The sequence below is a fragment of the Comamonas sp. 4034 genome (assembly GCF_050434545.1).
Lineage (GTDB): Bacteria > Pseudomonadota > Gammaproteobacteria > Burkholderiales > Burkholderiaceae_C > Comamonas > Comamonas odontotermitis.
In genome coordinates this window covers 1-19,164 of the sequence record NZ_JBNDIT010000019.1, presented here as the reverse complement: position 1 = coordinate 19,164, position 19,164 = coordinate 1, and the positions used below count along the sequence as shown (strand labels likewise).

The 19,164-nt window shown below is 59.1% G+C and carries 13 protein-coding genes, 2 tRNA genes and 1 pseudogene; all 16 read right to left on the bottom strand.

Annotated elements, in window-relative coordinates; genetic code table 11:
* Nucleotides 1–44: 44 nt before the first annotated feature.
* Nucleotides 45–1,313: an Hsp70 family protein gene (locus ABIE32_RS17790; RefSeq protein ID WP_429018081.1), complete on the bottom strand. Its 1,269-nt coding sequence runs from the start codon at nucleotides 1,311–1,313 to the stop codon at nucleotides 45–47.
* 213 nt (nucleotides 1,314–1,526) lie between these two features.
* Nucleotides 1,527–1,602, bottom strand: a tRNA-Phe gene (locus ABIE32_RS17785).
* 51 nt (nucleotides 1,603–1,653) lie between these two features.
* Complete coding sequence (locus tag ABIE32_RS17780) at nucleotides 1,654–2,346, bottom strand: response regulator (RefSeq protein WP_224151143.1); 693 nt, start codon at nucleotides 2,344–2,346, stop codon at nucleotides 1,654–1,656.
* Nucleotides 2,347–2,385: 39 nt separating this feature from the next.
* Nucleotides 2,386–4,677: an ATP-binding protein gene (locus ABIE32_RS17775; RefSeq protein WP_429018079.1), complete on the bottom strand. Its 2,292-nt coding sequence runs from the start codon at nucleotides 4,675–4,677 to the stop codon at nucleotides 2,386–2,388.
* Nucleotides 4,674–5,270, bottom strand: coding sequence for a DUF4390 domain-containing protein (locus ABIE32_RS17770; RefSeq protein WP_429018077.1), 597 nt, complete (start codon nucleotides 5,268–5,270; stop codon nucleotides 4,674–4,676). The genes ABIE32_RS17775 and ABIE32_RS17770 overlap by 4 nt, the downstream gene beginning before the upstream one ends.
* A 6-nt stretch (nucleotides 5,271–5,276) precedes the next feature.
* Nucleotides 5,277–6,680 (bottom strand): 16S rRNA (cytosine(967)-C(5))-methyltransferase RsmB, encoded by a 1,404-nt coding sequence (gene rsmB, locus ABIE32_RS17765; protein ID WP_429018075.1) that lies wholly within the window; start codon nucleotides 6,678–6,680, stop codon nucleotides 5,277–5,279.
* Nucleotides 6,681–6,864: 184 nt separating this feature from the next.
* Nucleotides 6,865–11,097 carry a DNA-directed RNA polymerase subunit beta' gene (gene rpoC / locus ABIE32_RS17760; RefSeq protein ID WP_224151139.1) on the bottom strand — a complete coding sequence of 1,411 codons (4,233 nt, stop codon included), beginning with the start codon at nucleotides 11,095–11,097 and terminating at the stop codon, nucleotides 6,865–6,867.
* Between the two features lie 20 nt (nucleotides 11,098–11,117).
* On the bottom strand, nucleotides 11,118–15,230 hold the full coding sequence (gene rpoB / locus ABIE32_RS17755) for a DNA-directed RNA polymerase subunit beta (protein ID WP_224151138.1): 4,113 nt from the start codon (nucleotides 15,228–15,230) through the stop codon (nucleotides 11,118–11,120).
* A gap of 272 nt (nucleotides 15,231–15,502) precedes the next feature.
* Complete coding sequence (gene rplL / locus ABIE32_RS17750; RefSeq protein ID WP_224151137.1) at nucleotides 15,503–15,877, bottom strand: 50S ribosomal protein L7/L12; 375 nt, start codon at nucleotides 15,875–15,877, stop codon at nucleotides 15,503–15,505.
* Nucleotides 15,878–15,914: 37 nt separating this feature from the next.
* Nucleotides 15,915–16,424: a 50S ribosomal protein L10 gene (gene rplJ / locus ABIE32_RS17745; RefSeq protein WP_224151136.1), complete on the bottom strand. Its 510-nt coding sequence runs from the start codon at nucleotides 16,422–16,424 to the stop codon at nucleotides 15,915–15,917.
* A 243-nt stretch (nucleotides 16,425–16,667) separates the two neighbouring features.
* Nucleotides 16,668–17,363, bottom strand: a complete 696-nt coding sequence (gene rplA / locus ABIE32_RS17740; protein WP_429018072.1) for a 50S ribosomal protein L1 — start codon at nucleotides 17,361–17,363, stop codon at nucleotides 16,668–16,670.
* Between the two features lies 1 nt (nucleotide 17,364).
* Nucleotides 17,365–17,796, bottom strand: coding sequence for a 50S ribosomal protein L11 (gene rplK / locus ABIE32_RS17735; RefSeq protein WP_184710530.1), 432 nt, complete (start codon nucleotides 17,794–17,796; stop codon nucleotides 17,365–17,367).
* A gap of 124 nt (nucleotides 17,797–17,920) precedes the next feature.
* Nucleotides 17,921–18,514 carry a transcription termination/antitermination protein NusG gene (gene nusG / locus ABIE32_RS17730; protein WP_224151134.1) on the bottom strand — a complete coding sequence of 198 codons (594 nt, stop codon included), beginning with the start codon at nucleotides 18,512–18,514 and terminating at the stop codon, nucleotides 17,921–17,923.
* Nucleotides 18,514–18,897, bottom strand: a complete 384-nt coding sequence (gene secE / locus ABIE32_RS17725) for a preprotein translocase subunit SecE (RefSeq protein ID WP_224151133.1) — start codon at nucleotides 18,895–18,897, stop codon at nucleotides 18,514–18,516. Before secE ends, nusG begins: the two co-directional genes overlap by 1 nt.
* Nucleotides 18,898–18,982: 85 nt before the next feature.
* Nucleotides 18,983–19,058: transfer RNA gene (locus ABIE32_RS17720), tRNA-Trp, on the bottom strand.
* Nucleotides 19,059–19,071: 13 nt separating this feature from the next.
* Nucleotides 19,072–19,164, bottom strand: a pseudogene (locus ABIE32_RS17715) (hypothetical protein); the annotation flags it as partial.

Sequence of the window (19,164 nt, the reverse complement as noted above, 5' to 3'; positions counted from 1 at the left end):
CAGTGATTGCCCAGTAGGCGCAGAAAGCTATTTAATCCATAGCATCAAATGGCTTGGCCGTGTACCAGGCCTGCAGCCACACCACCAAACAGATCACCCTCGACCTGTGGTGTGTCTGGAAACGCCAGTGCCAATGCGGCGCGCAAAGGTTGCAGCGCCGATGAGCCACCGGTCAGATAAATCGCATCAATCTGCGACTGCTGCAACCCGGCCAGCTGCACGCAGTGCGAGGCGCAATCGGCCACCTGCACCAGCAAGGCCTGCAGGCAGTGCTGCAGATCGGCGGGCGCCACCTCGGGGCTGAGTGCGGCTTCCAGCCACTCCACATCCAGGCGCTGGGCGCTTTGCTGGTTGGAGACGGCAATCTTGGCCTCTTCCACCGCGTTGGCTAGCCGGTGGCCCCAATGCTCGTGCAGCACACGCATCAACCGGTCATGCAAAACCGTATCGCGGTAGTTGCTGCGCAATGCCTGCGCATCGCGCAGCCGCTGTGCCGTGTACAGCCACTGGATCAGATGCCAGGTGGACAGATCGTGGAACACGCCGCTGGGCACTTCACGGCCGCTGGGGCCCATATGATCCAGCCCCAGCAAGGGCATGGCCGCGTGCAGGCTCAGGCGCCGGTCAAAATCAGTGCCGCCGATGTGCACGCCGGTCGTGGCCAGAATATCGCCCGCGCGGTCGGCATGGTGCATGCGGTCCGGCCCCAGCCGCACCACAGTGAAGTCCGAGGTACCGCCACCAATGTCCACCACCAGCACCACCGATTCGCGCGTGATGCGCTGCTCATAATCCAGTGCAGCGGCAATCGGCTCCAGCTGAAAGCGCACATCGGCAAAGCCCGCAGCGCGTGCAGCCTGCTCCAGTGCGGACTGCGCCTGCGCATCACGCGCTGCATCGTCGTCGACAAAATGCACCGGACGACCCATCACCACCGTTGCGGGCAGCATGCCCAACTGGCGCTTTGCCGTTGCTGCCAGTTGCTGCACAAACATGGCCACGATGTCCTGGTAGGCCACCAGCTTGCCATGCACCGCCGTTTTCTCCTGCATCAGCGCGCTACCCAACAGGCTTTTGAGCGAACGCATCAGGCGGCCTTCCGTACCTTCCAGATAGCGCGCCACTGCATCGCGGCCAAAGTGGGTACTGTTTTCCTCGGTGTTGAAGAACACGGCCGTTGGCATGGCGAGCGACGCACCTTCTGCCTGCAGCAGCTGCGAGGGCCCTGCCGCCGCATTCCCCTTGAATGCCATGGCCGAGTTGGAGGTACCGAAATCAATGCCCAGCAAGGCAGACGAGGAAGCGAAAGACATAGAAAAACGACCCGGCTACACGATGCCCGGCGCGCAAGAACAAAAGAAAGTGCCACGCAGAAAGGCATGGCCTCGAAAAAGAATGCAGACCCGCCCCTGGCAGGCTCTAACAGGATGTCTGCTGAAGGCCCTGCCACGCGCTGCATCGTCGGACTGCGCATGGCAAAACAGAAAAGCCTCAGCAACTTTGCAGATGCTGAGGCTTATGATTCCTGGTGGCCTGGCGCGGAATCGAACCACGGACACGCGGATTTTCAATCCGCTGCTCTACCAACTGAGCTACCGGGCCAACGAAGTGAATTATAGCGTGAAAAAACGGCCCTTTTTGGAAAAACCGAAATTAATGCTTTTTATTGCGCGTGAGGTCCACGCCCAGCTGCCGCAGCTTGCGGTACAGGTGGGTGCGCTCCAAGCCAGTCTTCTCGGCCACGCGGGTCATCGAGCCTCCTTCGCGTGCCAGATGGAATTCGAAGTAAGCCTTCTCGAAGCCGTCGCGCGCTTCGCGCAGTGGACGATCCAGATCAAAGCCCTGGTGCGCATTGGGCATGGCATCCACCACCGCAGCCACGGTGGCGATAGCCGCCACCGGCGCTACGTAGGAGCCAGCGGCATAACTGGCCACCACCGGCTTGCCTGCCACAGCGACCGGTGCTGCAGTGGGCGCTGGCACATTGCGCTGCAAGCCCTGCTCCACGGCCTTGAGCAGTTTTTGCATGGTGATGGGTTTTTCCAGAAACGAAAACGCGCCAATGCGCGTTGCTTCCACGGCGGTGTCGATGGTCGCGTGCCCGCTCATCATGATGACGGGCATGGTCAGCAGCCCGGTCATCGACCATTCCTTGAGCAGCGAGACGCCGTCGGTGTCGGGCATCCAGATATCCAGCAGCACCAAGTCATACTGATTTTCACCACGGCATCCGCGCGCCTGGGTGGCGTTCTCCGCCACATCCACGCTGTGCCCTTCGTCGTTCAGGATCTCCGACAGGAGATCTCGAATTCCCAATTCGTCATCGACAACCAGAATATTTGCCATATCTTCTTGAAAATCCAGTGCTGCCAGTGCAAAGAGTGCTCAAATTGCCATTGCTTCTTCAATAGCGAATGATAGCGACACTTGGGCACCCAGGATTTTTCCTCCCTCAGTCTTGTTTGAGATTTCTATACGAGCACCATGCTCATCTGCAATTTTCTTGACCACGGCCAACCCCAAGCCAGTCCCTCTCGGCTTGGTCGTGACATAAGGCTCAAATGCCTTTTGTAATATATGTTCGGGAAAGCCGCAACCGAAGTCAGCAATTGTCAAACGAACGCGCTTGTTATTGCTCGCATGGCGGGTAGAAATCCGCACCGCGGGCGCAGGCTCGCTCTTTCCGGCCCACGCTTGCTCGGTCGCATCCTGTGCATTTTGCAGCAGGTTATGAATTACCTGTCGCAGCTGCTGCGCATCCCCGAGGATACGTGGTGCGGCTCCATCAAGGTCGGCCTCAATAGGTATAACGGCATTTTCCTCGCCATACAAGTGCAGCACATCGTGGATCAAGGCATTGAGATCCAGTCCTTGCAGCATGGCCGCAGGCAGGCGGGCATAGTCGCGAAATTCATTGACCAGGCGCTTCATGGCATCGACCTGGTCCACGATCGTGGTCACGGATTTCTTCAAGACTGCCTGGTCGGCACCTTCGAGCTTGTTGCCCAGTTTCATCTCAAGCCGCTCGGCAGATAGCTGGATCGGAGTGAGCGGGTTCTTGATCTCGTGCGCCAGCCGGCGCGCCACTTCACCCCAGGCCTGCGCGCGTTGGGCGGAGACGATCTCGGAGATATCGTCGAACACCAGCAAGCGGCGGTTGTCCGGCAAGGTGGCCCCCCGGGCAATCAGGTTGATGCTGTTCTGGTTGGGCAGGTGGCTGTCGCCGTGCAGTTCGAACGATTGCTGCCAATGGTCCAGGTAGTGTTCACTGGTCGCATCATGCAGGCGCTGAAACTGCTGGGCCACTTCATTCGCAAAGGCCTCAAGCCCCGGCATGTCGCGCAGCGGCTTGCCTTCGTAGGCGGCCAGGGGCGCGCGCAGGATGCGGGTCGCACCCGGATTGGTGGAGCGAATGACGCCATCGGTATCGAGCACGATCACCCCGGCCGTCAGATTGTCCAGAATCGTCTGCAGGCTTTGCCGCGCTTCGTCGGTCTGGCGCATGCCCCGCTCGACCGCACGGCGTGCATCCAGCAGTTGCTGCGTCATCTCGGCAAACGACCGAGTGAGACCGCTGAGTTCGTCCTTGGTCGGCAACACCGGTTTGGGCCGAAGATTGCCGGCAGCCACTTCACGCACTCCCTCGGCCAATACCAGAAGTGGCCGCACCAACTGGTTGCCCAAGAGGGCTGCCAGTACCACCGCGCCAAATACCGCCAGGAACAGCGCCAGGGTCAAGGTACCGATGTACATGCGGCGCAGGCTGTCGCGCGCCAGGGCACGCTCCTGGTATTCGCGGTTGGCCTCCTGCACCTTGATGGCATTGGTCACCAGCGCAGACGGCAGCACCATCGTGGCCTGCAGAAATCGGCCATCGGGGATCACGCCCAGGTCGCCGTTGGCCACCTGCACCAGGGTCTTGACCCTGACTTTGGATGCGTCTCCCTTGATGACGCCGTTGATGTCGGCCAGATCGTCAAGCCCATCGATCTGAAAAGCGCGCTGCTGTTGGCCTGCCGTGCGCAGCAAGGCTGACGAAGGCTTTTCGGGATTGAGCACGAAGCGCGATTGGCCGGTGCTGGCAACCGCCTGCCCGCTGGCAGACCAGAGCACGACATCATCGGCGCCCAATTGGTCTTTGATGCGCTCAAGCACCAGGCCCGCTGCGGCGTCAGACACCTGGGACAATTGCGAACTTGCGGTGCGCGTCCTGTCGGCCATGGCGTTGGCAGTCGTGTCGAGCGTGATGCGCGCCAGATTCACCCCCGCGTCCAGCGCACCCTCCACCTTCACATCAAACCAGCTTTCGATCGAGCGCGAAACAAACTGGTAGGACACAAAATAAATCACCACGCCCGGCAACACGCCCACGAGAGCAAATGTGGCCGCGAGCTTGAGCAGCAGCTTGCTGCCAAAGCGCTTGGCCATCAGGCGACGCATCAGGCTGCCCACGCCCCACAGCACTACCAGGCCCAGAAGGCCCGCCACCCCAATATTGATGCCCAGCAACACGCCAAAATATCGCTCGTAGAGCATGCGATTGTTGGTGGCCAGCGATAGCAGGAACAGCAGCACCAGACCAATGCCGATCATCGCCATCAACCCGACAATCACCGGCCAGCGGGCCCGGCTGGGCCTATGGGCCACACGCATCGACGAGCTTTTCTCGATCTTCATGGCGTGCTTGCCTCGGGCAGCGGAAGCTGGCTCCTGATCTGCAGATTGAGACCACTGTTGCCAAAGGGAGCAAACTGAAAGATGCGTGGCAGCAGAGAGCTGTCGAGCCGGAAACTGAACTTGACCAGATAATCGGCGCTGTCCGACAGGTCTGCAGCATCGGCAATCTTCCAGCTCCTCACACGCTTGACGATGGCCAGCGCCTCATCCATCGTCTCGAAGCTCTGGCCCAACGAAGCCGCCATGCCAGCTTCGTTGAGCGGGCTGCTGGAGACATGCAGGCGCCAGCGGCGCGTGAGAGGTTGGTAGCTCAGGCGCAAGTAGCGGGCTGCCTTCTGCACGGTCTTGTCACGCCAGTACCAGCGCTCGGAGATGATTTCGGCCTCTTCCACAAAATACAGGGCCACGCCCTTGTAGAGTGCGTCTTCGATCTGTTCGGGCAATGCAAACTGCAGCGCAACGGATGCAAATGCACCTTCCGCATTGCGCACCAACTGCATCTCCACCTTTTTCTCCGCCTCTGCCGCCATGCCTGGCGCGGCTGTGGCAAAGCACAGCATCAGCGTCAGAAAAAGGTGTTGAATGAATCGCATAGGGGCTTAACGCAGGGGCTTGTGCAACAGCGCGTAGTAGAAACCATCATGGTCTTGCGCGAGCATGCCCGAGCTATTGTCCACCGCATTCCAATGCTGTGGCAACAAATGCCCCGGCGCAGTGAGGCGCTTGGCCTCTGGCCAGGTCTGCAGGAAACGCACGATCTGGTCTTCCCCTTCTTCGCGAAACACCGAGCAAGTGCAATACAGCAGCCGTCCACCCGGTGCCACCAGCGGCCACAGTGCATCGAGCAACTGGCGCTGGATGGTCGCCAACTGCGCAATATCACCACTGCGGCGCAGCCAGCGCACATCCGGCTGGCGGCGCACAATGCCCGAAGCAGAGCACGGTGCATCCAGCAAAATGGCATCAAACTGTTGCACACCATGGCGCGCCTGTACCACAGGCAGCCAGGTTGCCACATCTTCAGCACTGGCGACCACCACATCGGCGGCCAGGCCCAGACGCTGCAAGGTGCCGTCAATGCGCTCCGCGCGCTTTGCATCTATCTCCAGCGCCACGACATCCAAACTCTTCGGCGTTGGCGCGGATTCCAGCAGATGCGCCGTCTTGCCGCCTGGCGCGGCACAGGCGTCGAGCACGTGCAGCGTTGCGCCATCAAGCGGCAGCAGGCCGCTCAGCAGCAGTGGTGCGGCCATTTGTGCTGCACTGTCTTGCACCGATACCCAGCCATCCGCAAAATGCGGCAAGTACTCCACCGGTACGGCCTTGGCCAGAATGATGCCTGCTTCGCCCACCCCTGCAACCGCAGCGACACCGGCTTGCTCCAGCAGCGACAGATAATTCGGCCGACTGCTGCGCTGCAGGTTGACGCGCAATGCCATCGGTGCCTGGGAGTTGTTGGCGGTGATGATGGCCTGCCAGTCCTTGGGATAGTCTTTTTTCAGGCGCTCCAGCCACCATTGCGGATGGTTGTATCTTGCGATCGGGTCCGCAGCAACGGCACCGAGCAGATCGTCTCTTTCTCGCAGAAAGGTGCGCAGGCAGCCATTGATGAAATTCGATTGCGATCTGGTGGCCGAACGTTTTTTCGCCGCTTCAACCGCCTGGTTCACCAGTGTAAATCCGTCATAGCGTGGCGTATCAGGCAGCAGGAGCGCCAGCGCAGTGCACAGCAGTGCATCGGCTGCAGCCGCTGGCTTGCGTGCAGCCAGTTCGGTGCGCACTGCCTCGGCTGTGCCCAATACGCGCAGTACATCCATCAGCAAGGCCTGCACGCCCGCACGCAAAGGTGCGTCCACGCCCGCGAGCACAGCCCGGGCTGACTGCCCCTGGCGCACGTCCTGCAAGGCGCGAGCCACCGCCACCAGTTGCTCTGCCAAGCTGGGGCCCTGGGTCGATGCGTCTGCAGCACGGGAGGGATGGGGTTTGCGAGATGCCTGGTTCATGCCATAAAGGAACAGATGCAAGCTGCCATCTGCCCGTGAAATTGCTGATTATTGAATAGTCCGGATGGATTCCGGACATGCGTCATGCGCATAAAACATAAAAAACCCGTAACTCCGCTGCGCGAAATTACGGGTCTTCCGGGATCCGCATCTGGCAGGCTGCGCCTGCCAGATGTTTGACGCCTTAGTCCGCTGCAGGGTCTGCAGCAGCGCCATCGGTAGAAGCCGTGACTTCTTCCGACGCAGCAGCCAGCTCAGCAGCTTCCGCATCGGCGATGGCGCGGCGCTCGGCCTCGTCCATCTCGTCCTTGGCCTTGCGAGCCTGGTGGTAAGCCAGACCGGTACCGGCAGGGATCAGGCGACCCACGATGACGTTTTCCTTCAGGCCACGCAGCTCGTCGCGCTTGCCCATGATGGCAGCCTCGGTCAGCACGCGGGTCGTTTCCTGGAAGGAAGCGGCCGAGATGAAGGAGTCGGTCGACAACGAAGCCTTGGTGATACCCAGCAACACGTTCGAATACGTTGCAGGGATCTTGCCATCGCGCTGCGCTGCTTCGTTGGTGTTGAGCACCTCGGAACGCTCCACCTGCTCGCCCTGGATGTAGGTGGTATCGCCTGGGGCTTCGATCACGACGCGGCGCAGCATCTGGCGAACGATCACCTCGATGTGCTTGTCATTGATCTTCACACCCTGCAGACGGTACACATCCTGCACTTCGTCAACGATGTAGCGCGACAGCTCTTCGATGCCCAGCAGACGCAGGATGTCCTGCGGATCGGCTGGACCATCGACGATCAGTTCGCCCTTGTTCACCACCTGACCTTCGTGCACCAGGATGTTGCGTTCCTTCGGAACCAGCTCTTCCCAGACCTTGCCTTCCAGATCGGTGATCTGCAGGCGCACCTTGCCCTTGGTTTCCTTGCCGTAGGAGATGGTGCCGGTCATTTCTGCCAGCGCACCCTTGTCCTTCGGCGTACGGGCCTCGAACAGCTCGGCCACGCGTGGCAGACCACCGGTAATGTCGCGGGTCTTCTGGCCTTCCATCGGGATACGTGCCAGCACTTCGCCGGGGCCCACTTCCTGGCCATCACGCACCTGCAACAGAGCGCCGACTTGGAAGCCGATCGTCACTGCATGGTCGGTACCAGGGATCTTGACTTCCTGGCCATTGGCATCGGCCAGCTTGACCTGTGGACGCACCACCTTGGCAGAGCCACGGTGCTTCGGATCGATCACCACCAGCGTGGACAGACCGGTCACTTCGTCGACCTGCTTGGCCACCGTCAGACCTTCTTCCACATTCTCGAACTTCACCTGGCCGGCGTATTCGGTAATGATGGGTCGGGTCAGTGGGTCCCAGTTCGCAAGGATCGTACCGGCCTTGATCTGCTGATCAGGCTTGACGGTGAGCGTTGCGCCATAAGGCAGCTTGTGACGCTCGCGCTCGCGGCCATACTCGTCCTGGATCACGATCTCGCCCGAACGCGAAATCACCACCAGTTCGCCCTTGTTGTTGGTCACGTAGCGCATGGCGGCGTTGAAGCCGACCACACCATTGGACTTGGCTTCCACGCTCGACGCCACGGCAGCACGCGATGCGGCACCACCAATGTGGAAGGTACGCATGGTCAGCTGCGTGCCTGGTTCACCGATGGACTGGGCAGCGATCACACCGACGGCCTCGCCGAGGTTGATCATGCCGCCACGGCCCAGGTCGCGGCCATAGCAGGTTGCGCACAGGCCAAAGCGCGTTTCGCAGGTCAGCGCCGTGCGCACCTTCACTTCATCGACGCCAGCAGCTTCGAGCTCTTCGATCAGGTCTTCGTCCAGCAGATCGCCAGCCTTGGCCAGCACTGCGCGGGTTTCGGGGTGCAGCACTTCGTCAGCCGCAGTACGGCCGAGGATACGGTCGCGCAGCGACTCGATCACTTCACCACCTTCCACAACCGCGCGCATCAGCGTGCCGTTGTGCGTACCGCAGTCGGTCTCGGTGATGACCAGATCCTGCGTCACATCCACCAGACGACGGGTCAGGTAACCCGAGTTTGCGGTCTTCAACGCCGTGTCGGCCAGACCCTTACGGGCGCCGTGCGTGGAGATGAAGTACTGCAACACGTTCAGGCCTTCGCGGAAGTTCGCGGTAATCGGCGTCTCGATGATGGAGCCATCAGGCTTGGCCATCAGACCACGCATACCAGCCAGCTGACGGATCTGGGCAGCAGAGCCACGGGCACCGGAGTCGGCCATCATGTAAATCGCGTTGAACGATTCCTGATCGACTTCCTTGCCATGGCGGTCCACCACCTTTTCCTTGGCCAACTGAGCCATCATGACCTTGGAGACTTCGTCACCGGCCTTGCCCCAGATGTCCACGACCTTGTTGTAGCGCTCGCCCGAGGTCACCAGACCCGAGACGTATTGCTGTTCGATCTCCTTGACCTCGGCTTCGGCGCGACCGATGATTTCCGCCTTCTGCGGAGGCACCAGCATGTCGCCGATGGCGATCGAGATACCGGAGCGCGTTGCCAGACGGAAGCCGTTTTGCAGCAGCTTGTCGGCGAACACCACGGTTTCCTTCAGACCACACTTGCGGAACGAGATGTTGATCAGCTTGGAGATTTCCTTCTTCTTCAACGTCTTGTTGATCGTCGAGAAGGGCATGCCCTTGGGCAGGATCTCGGACAGCAGTGCGCGGCCAACGGTGGTTTCCACCAGCTTGGTCGATGGCTCGAACTCACCGGTGGCCTTGTTCTTGCTCCACTCGGTCAGACGCACGCTGATCTTGGCTGCGCGCTCGGCTTCACCGGCGTCCAGTGCGCGCTGCACTTCGCCCAGATCCGCGAACACCATGCCTTCGCCCTTGCCGTTGATCTTCTCGCGGGTCGCCTGGTACAGGCCCAGCACCACGTCCTGAGAAGGAACGATCGAAGGCTCGCCCGAAGCGGGGAACAGCACGTTGTTGGAGGCCAGCATCAAGGTGCGGGCTTCCATCTGCGCTTCCACCGACAGGGGAACGTGCACAGCCATCTGGTCACCGTCGAAGTCGGCGTTGAAAGCCGCGCAGACCAGCGGGTGCAGTTGCAGAGCCTTGCCTTCAATCAAGATAGGCTCGAACGCCTGGATACCCAGACGGTGCAGCGTAGGCGCCCGGTTGAGCATGATCGGATGCTCGCGGATCACCTCTTCCAGAATGTCCCACACCACCGGTGTGCCGGTTTCCACTTCCTTCTTGGCGGCCTTGATGGTCGTGGCGATGCCACGCGCTTCGAGCTGCGCGAAGATGAAAGGCTTGAACAGCTCCAGCGCCATCAGCTTGGGCAGGCCGCACTGGTGCAGCTTGAGCGTTGGGCCCACGGTAATGACCGAACGACCCGAGTAGTCGACGCGCTTGCCCAGCAGATTCTGGCGGAAGCGGCCGCTCTTGCCCTTGATCATGTCAGCCAGCGACTTCAACGCGCGCTTGTTCGCGCCCGTCATGGCCTTGCCACGGCGGCCGTTGTCCAGCAGCGAGTCGACGGCTTCCTGCAGCATGCGCTTTTCGTTGCGCGCGATGATTTCCGGAGCCTTCAGCTCCAGCAGGCGGCGCAGACGCGAATTGCGGTTGATGACGCGGCGGTACAGGTCGTTCAGGTCGGAGGTCGCAAAGCGGCCACCGTCCAGCGGCACCAGCGGACGCAGATCGGGAGGCAGCACAGGCAGCACTTCCATCACCATCCAGCCGGGCTTGATACCGGACTTCTTGAACGCTTCCAGGAGCTTCAGGCGCTTGGCGTTCTTCTTGACCTTGACTTCGGAGCCGGTCAGGTCATTGCGCAGACGCTCGATTTCCGCATCGATTTCGATGCCTTCGAGCAGGTCCTTGATACCTTCGGCGCCCATCTTGGCAACGAACTCATCACCGTACTCTTCGACGTTCTTGTCGTATTCGTCTTCCGACATGATGCTGAACTTCTTCAGCGGGGTCATGCCGGGGTCGGTCACCACATACGCTTCGAAGTACAGCACGCGCTCAATGTCACGCAGCGTCATGTCGAGCACCAGGCCCAGACGCGAAGGCAGCGACTTCAGGAACCAGATGTGGGCGCAAGGCGCGGCCAGATCGATGTGGCCCATGCGTTCGCGGCGCACCTTGGTCTGGGTGACTTCAACGCCGCACTTCTCGCAGATCACGCCGCGGTGCTTCAGACGCTTGTACTTGCCGCACAGGCATTCGTAGTCCTTGATCGGGCCAAAGATCTTGGCGCAGAACAGACCGTCGCGCTCTGGCTTGAAGGTACGGTAGTTAATGGTCTCGGGCTTCTTCACTTCACCGAAAGACCACGAACGGATCTTTTCGGGCGAAGCCAGGCCGATCTTGATGGCATCGAAATGCTCATCAGGCGTGAATTGCTTGAACAGGTCGAGTAGCGATTTCATAGACTCTTACCCCCTTCAAATTAAGAACGTTCCAGTTCGATGTCCAGGCCCAAGGAACGGATTTCCTTGACCAGAACATTGAACGATTCCGGCATGCCGGCTTCGATGGCGTGTTCGCCCTTGACGATGGACTCGTACACCTTGGTACGGCCTTGCACGTCATCGGACTTCACGGTCAGCATTTCCTGCAGCACATAGGCGGCGCCATAAGCTTCCAGCGCCCACACTTCCATTTCACCGAAACGCTGGCCACCGAACTGGGCCTTGCCGCCCAGAGGTTGCTGCGTCACCAGCGAGTAAGGACCGGTGGAGCGGGCATGCATCTTGTCGTCGACCAGATGGTGCAGCTTCAGGTAGTGCATGTAGCCGATCGTGGTGGGACGCTCGAAGCGCTCACCGGTGCGGCCGTCATACAGATAAGCCTGCGTGCGTGGCTCGGTCAGGCCCTTGCGTGCCTGGATGTCATCAGGGTATGCCAGCTTCAGCATGTCCTTGATTTCCTGTTCCGAAGCACCGTCGAACACTGGCGTTGCGAATGGCACACCGTTCTTCAGGTTTTCGGCCATGGCCATGACCTGTTCGTCAGACAGCTGCTTGAGATCTTCCTTGCGACCGCGGCTGTTGTACACCTCTTCCAGGAAGGAGCGCACTTCGGTAGCGCGGGCTTCGGCCTGCAGCATGTCGCCGATGCGTTGGCCCAGACCCTTGCCTGCCCAGCCCAGATGGACTTCCAGCACCTGGCCGATGTTCATGCGCGATGGCACGCCCAGCGGGTTCAGCACGATGTCGGCGGTGGTGCCATCTGCCATGAATGGCATGTCTTCCACCGGCACGATCTTGGAGACCACACCCTTGTTACCGTGGCGGCCGGCCATCTTGTCGCCTGGCTGCAGGCGGCGCTTGACGGCCAGGTACACCTTGACCATCTTGAGCACGCCGGCAGGCAGCTCATCACCTTGCGTGAGCTTCTTGCGCTTTTCTTCGAACGCCAGGTCGAAGTTATGGCGCTGCTGCTCGATGGAGTTCTTGATGGACTCCAGCTGTGCAGCCACGTCGTCTTCGGCTGGGCGAATGTCGAACCAGTGGAATTTCTCCACGCTGTCGAGATACGCCTTGTCGATCTTCGTGCCCTTGGCCAGCTTTTGCGGACCACCGTTGGCCACGCGGCCGTTCAGCAGCTTGGCAATACGATCAAACGCGTCGGCTTCAACGATACGCAACTGGTCGTTCAGGTCCAGACGGAAGCGCTTGAGTTCATCGTCGATGATCTGCTGAGCACGCTTGTCGCGCTGGATGCCTTCACGGGTGAAGACCTGCACGTCGATCACGGTACCTTGCGAGCCCTGATCCACACGCAGTGAGGTGTCCTTCACATCGGATGCCTTCTCGCCGAAGATGGCGCGCAGCAGCTTCTCTTCAGGCGTCAGCGTGGTCTCGCCCTTTGGCGTGACCTTGCCCACCAGCACATCGCCAGGCTGTACTTCTGCACCCACGTAAATGATGCCGGACTCGTCGAGGCGGTTGAGTTGCTGCTCGGACAGGTTCGGAATGTCGCGCGTGATTTCTTCGGCACCCAACTTGGTATCGCGAGCCATCACCACGAGTTCTTCAATGTGGATCGAGGTATAGCGGTCTTCTGCAACCACGCGTTCGGAGATCAGGATCGAGTCTTCGAAGTTGTAGCCGTTCCAGGTCATGAACGCGATCAGCATGTTCTGACCAATGGCGATTTCGCCCAGGTCGGTCGATGCACCATCGGCGATCACATCGCCCTTGGCCAGCGTGTCACCACGCTTGACGACAGGGCGCTGGTGAATGTTGGTGTTCTGGTTGGAGCGCTGGTACTTGATGAGGTTGTAGATGTCCACACCCACTTCACCGGCCACCGCTTCTTCGTCGTTCACGCGGATCACGATACGGGTCGCATCCACGTAGTCAACGATACCGCCACGGGTAGCGGTCACTACCGTACCCGAGTCCACGGCAGCGACGCGCTCGATACCGGTACCGACCATGGGCTTTTCAGGACGCAGCACAGGCACGGCCTGGCGCGACATGTTGGCACCCATCAACGCGCGGTTCGCGTCATCGTGTTCCAGGAAAGGAATCAGCGAGGCAGCCACCGACACGATCTGCGCAGGCGACACGTCCATGTACTGCACGCGCTCGGCCGACAGCAGGGTCGAATCCCCGTTCTCACGGGCAGACACCAGGTCACCCGTCAGGCGACCGTCCTTGTCCAGCTCGGCATTGGCCTGAGCGATCACATACTTGCCTTCTTCGATGGCAGACAGGTAATCGATCTCGTTCGTGACCTTGCCGTCCACCACGCGGCGGTATGGCGTTTCGATGAAGCCGTATTCGTTCAGGCGAGCGTACAGGGCCAGCGAGTTGATCAGGCCGATGTTCGGACCTTCAGGCGTTTCGATCGGGCAGACGCGGCCATAGTGGGTCACGTGCACGTCACGCACTTCAAAGCCTGCACGCTCGCGGGTCAGACCGCCTGGGCCCAGAGCGGAAACACGACGCTTGTGCGTGATTTCTGCCAGCGGGTTGGTCTGGTCCATGAACTGCGACAGCTGCGAAGCGCCGAAGAATTCCTTCAGCGCAGCCGAAATCGGCTTGCTGTTGATCAGGTCGTGAGGCATCAGAGGCTCTTGCTCTGCCTGGCCCAGACGCTCCTTCACAGCCTTCTCGATACGCGCCAGACCGGTGCGGAACTGGTTTTCGGCCAGCTCACCCACGCAGCGCACGCGACGGTTGCCCAGGTGGTCGATGTCGTCGACTTCGCCATTGCCGTTGCGCAGATCCACCAGAATCTTCACAACTTCCAGGATGTCTTCGTTGGACAGCACCATCGGGCCCGTCGGCGTATTGCGACCGATCTTGGCGTTGAACTTCATGCGGCCCACGCGCGACAGGTCGTACGTGTCCTCGTTGTAGAACAAACGCTGGAACAGCGCCTGCACCGCATCTTCCGTTGGCGGCTCGCCGGGGCGCATCATGCGATAGATGGCTACGCGGGCAGCGAACTCGTCCACGGTTTCGTCGGTACGCAGCGTCTGCGAAATGTAGGCGCCGTGGCTCAGCTCATTCGTGTAGATGCAAGGCAGATCCTTGATGCCGGCGCTGCGCAGCTTCTTGAGCAGCGCTTCGGTCAGCTCTTCGTTGGCCTTGGCAATGATCTCGCCGGTATCGGGGTCAACGATGTTCTTGGCAACCACGCGACCGAGCAGGAAGTCTTCTGGCACGCTGACAAATTGGGTGCCCGATTGTTCCAGTTCGCGGGTGTGGCGCGCGGTGATGCGCTTGTCCTTCGCCACCACCACCTTGCCCGATTTGTCGGTGATGTCGAAACGCGCAACTTCACCCTTCAGACGGTCGGCCACAAACTCCATTTGCGCGCCGCTATCCATCAGACGGAAATTGTCGTTTTCGTAGAAGGTCGCCAGGATCGACTCAGGCGTCATGCCAATGGCCTTCAGCAGGATCGACACCGGCATCTTGCGGCGACGGTCCACGCGGAAGTACAGCAGGTCCTTGGGATCGAACTCGAAGTCGAGCCACGAACCGCGGTAAGGGATGATGCGCGCCGAGAACAGCAGCTTGCCCGAGCTGTGGGTCTTGCCCTTGTCGTGTTCGAAGAACACGCCTGGCGAGCGATGCAGCTGCGAGACGATCACACGCTCGGTACCGTTGACAATGAACGAGCCCTTGTCGGTCATCAGGGGCACTTCGCCCATGTAGACTTCCTGCTCCTTCACTTCCTTGACCACCTTGGACTGCGGCGTGGAGGACTCACGGTCGTAAATGATCAATTGCACCTTGGCACGCACAGCCGAGGAGAAGGTCAGACCACGGGTCTGGCATTCGCGCACGTCAAACGCTGGCTTGGCCAGGTTGTACTCCACAAACTTCATTTCCACGAAGCCGTTGTGGGAGACAATCGGGAAGGCAGAAGTGAAAGCCGCTTGCAGGCCTTCGTCAGTACGTTTTTTGGGGGCCGTGCCTGATTGCAAGAATGCCGTATAAGCATCTTTTTGCATTTGCAACAGGTAAGGCACTTCGAGCACGCTATCGCGGCTGCCGAAACTTTTGCGAATTCGCTTGCGTTCGGTGTAAGAATAGGCCATGAGATCTCCGGGCAAAGACATGAGTCCTGGGTCTTCGACGACAAACCCCTCAAAGGGGCTGCAGCTTGGCGGGTTGGCCACTACCAACCATGGCAGACGGTGGTGCATTGCACACCACCCGAACCAAGGGGTTTTCTAGTGTCGGATGTTAGAAAACACTACAAAACAATCTGATCAGAATGTTTTGTGGTGGCCTCTGTACAAAGGCTTTTCCAGAAGCACCAAAGGCTGGAGCACCTTTTCGGGTACTCCAGCCTTGAAAAAGCCCTCAATTACTTGAGTTCGGCCTTTGCACCAGCCTCGGTCAGCTTCTTGGCAGCAGCTTCGGCGTCAGCCTTAGGCATAGCTTCCTTCAGAACCTTAGGAGCGCCGTCGACCATGTCCTTGGCTTCCTTCAGACCCAGACCGGTGATTTCACGCACGGCCTTGATCACGCCAACCTTGTTGGAACCAGCTTCAGCCAGCACCAGGTTGAACTCGGTCTTTTCTTCAGCAGCAGCAGCACCGCCACCACCACCAGCAGCAGGAGCGGCCATAGCAGCAGCGCTCACGCCAAACTTCTCTTCAATTGCCTTGACCAGGTCGTTCAGTTCCAGAACAGTCATGCTGTCCAGGGCGGTCAGGAATGCGTCTTTATCGAATGCCATTTTGATTTCCTAAAAATTTCGGTTGGTTTTGCCGCGCTTAAGCTGCAGCAACTTCGGCGCCTTCGCCCTTTTTGGCCGCCAGCGCGCCCAGCACAACGGCGGTACGCGAGATTGGCGACATGAGCAAGCCACACAATTGGGCCAGCAGCACTTCCTTGGAAGGCACGCTTGCCAGTTGCTTAACGCTGTTAGCGTCCAACGCCTTTCCTTCGAATGCACCACCGCGAATCACCAACTTGTCGTTGGTCTTCGCGAAATCGGCCACCACTTTGGCAGCGGCGATTGCATCTTCAGAGAAACCGTAGATCAGCGGGCCGGTCATCTGGTCAGCCACCACTTCAAAGCTGCTGCCAGCAACAGCGCGACGAGCCAGGGTGTTCTTCAGAACACTCAGCGTCACGCCTTGCTTGCGTGCTTCCACACGCAGCTTCGTCATGTCAGCGACCGTGATGCCGCGGTATTCCGCGAACACAAGCGTTTGAGCTTTAGCGGCGAGGCTGGTCACTTCATTGATGACCGCTTCTTTCTCACTGCGATTCAGACTCAAGGTCTACTCCTTCAAATGCGCAAATCGGGGCAAGCCCCTCATGCGCGCTCTTGTTGCAGCGACCAACTGTTTTGGAAATTCATCCATCTGCAGCGGGATCGCCATCTGCGTTGGCCAGGGATTTAAGTGATCTTGCATCACACCAACGGTCTTGGATGGCCCACCATGGAAATTTATTCAAAATCCATAGCAGCCCACCACACCAGACGGGCGCCAAGCGCCAGTCTGACGATTTTTTAGCAATTACGCTGCGATGGTTTGTGCGTCAACACGGACGCCCACACCCATCGTGGACGACACCGCCACCTTGCGCAGGTACAGGCCCTTGCTCGAAGCAGGCTTGGCCTTGTTCAGAGCATCAACCAGTGCAGCCAGATTGCCTTGCAGCTTGTCGTTCTCGAACGAACGGCGGCCAATGGTCGAGTGAACGATACCAGCCTTGTCAACGCGGAACTGCACCTGACCAGCCTTGGCGTTCTTCACAGCCGTTGCAACATCAGGGGTCACCGTGCCAACCTTGGGGTTAGGCATCAGGCCACGTGGGCCCAGGATCTGACCCAGGGTACCCACAACGCGCATGGCGTCAGGAGCAGCGATCACCACGTCGAAAGGCATGTTGCCGGCCTTGACTTCTGCAGCCAGGTCGTCCATACCCACCACGTCAGCACCTGCAGCCTTGGCTTCTTCAGCCTTGGCGCCTTGTGCAAACACGGCAACGCGAGTGGTCTTGCCAGTACCATGAGGCAGCACCACGGCGCCACGCACCACTTGGTCCGACTTCTTGGCATCCACGCCCAACTGAATTGCCACGTCGATGGATTCATCAAACTTGGCCGTCGCAGCTTCCTTGACGAGAGCGACTGCATCAGCGAATGCGTACAGCTTGGTGGTGTCCACCTTGCCTTGCAGGGCTTTTTGCTTCTTGGTCAACTTTGCCATCTCAGAGGCCCTCCACCGTAACGCCCATGGAACGGGCAGAACCAGCCAGCGTACGCACAGCTGCGTCCACATCAGCGGCGTTCATGTCCTTCAGCTTGGTCTTGGCGATCTCTTCCAGCTGAGCGCGGGTGATCTTGCCAACCTTGTTAGCCAGAGGATTGGACGAACCCTTGTCCAGCTTGATAGCCTTCTTGATCAGCACCGTTGCAGGTGGGGTCTTGATCACGAAGGTGAAGCTCTTGTCCGCAAAAGCGGTGATCACCACAGGCAGTGGCAGACCTGGTTCAACACCTTGGGTCTGGGCGTTGAACGCCTTGCAGAATTCCATGATGTTCAAACCACGCTGACCCAGTGCGGGACCGATAGGTGGCGATGGATTGGCCTTACCAGCTGGTACTTGCAGCTTGATGAAGCCGACAATTTTCTTTGCCATTTTTAGCTCCTTGCGGGTACAAACGCCTGCACAACAATCGCACAGGCTCCCCGGGGTTAAGACTCTGTTTAGGCACCGAGTCCGTAAGTGCTTGAAAAGAAATCAGGTTTTCAATAAAAAAGACTTACGTCTTCTCAACCTGACCAAATTCGAGCTCAACAGGAGTTGAGCGGCCGAATATCATAACAGAAACGCGAAGTCGACTCTTTTCGTAGTTTACTTCTTCCACAGTTCCATTGAAATCGGTGAAAGGGCCCTCTTTCACTCGGATCAGTTCACCAACGATGAACTCGATCTTGTGACGAGGCTTCTCGGAGCCCTCTTCCATCTGGTGAACGATCTTCTGCACTTCCGCTTCAGAGATCGGTGCCGGGCGATTCTTGGCACCACCCACAAAGCCGGTCACCTTGCTGGTGTGCTTCACCAAGTGCCAGGTGTCGTCATCCATCACCATTTCAACGAACACATAGCCCGGAAACAGGCGGCGCTCCGTGGTCTTCTTCTGACCATTACGCACTTCCACCACTTCTTCGGTCGGCACAAGGATGCGACCAAACTTGCTTTGCATGTCCGAGCGATTGATGCGCTCCTGGATATTGCGCTCCACCGCCTTTTCCATTCCCGAGTAGGCGTGAACGATATACCAACGCAGATCTGGATTAACAGCGCCGATAGGCGCCTCGGCGCCTGTATTCATTGTTTCGTCTGCGTTCGACATTACTTCCTCCAGCCCAGAACCAGGTCGTAAAGAACCCACTCCAGCGTTTTATCAGTCATCCACAAGAACAAAGACATGACGACAACAAACGCAAACACGTAAGCCGTCATCTGCAATGTCTCTTTGCGCGAAGGCCAGACAACCTTCTTGACTTCGCGCCACGAATCCTTGGCAAAACCAACAAACTGCTTACCCGGCTCAGACACCAAGAACACTGCAGCAGCAGCAATCAAGCCCACCAGCAACACAGCCCATTGCACCACCGAGCCTTGCTTGGAGAGCAGATAGAAACCTGCAATACCAGCAATGACCAATACTGCCACGGCAAACAGCTTGAGCTTGTCCGCACCAGAACTAACAGTTTCAACTTGTGTAGCAGCCATGTCGACAATCAGATTTAAAAATAGGCATCATTCAAGACGCCGAAGCCCGCCATGGTCTGGCGGGCTTGGTTTTCCACTTATTCAGTGGCAGGGGCAGTAGGAATCGAACCTACAACCTTCGGTTTTGGAGACCGACGCTCTGCCAATTGAGCTATACCCCTACGATCTCAAAGATTACGCAATGATCTTGGCAACCACGCCAGCGCCAACGGTACGGCCACCTTCGCGGATAGCGAAGCGCAGACCTTCTTCCATAGCGATAGGAGC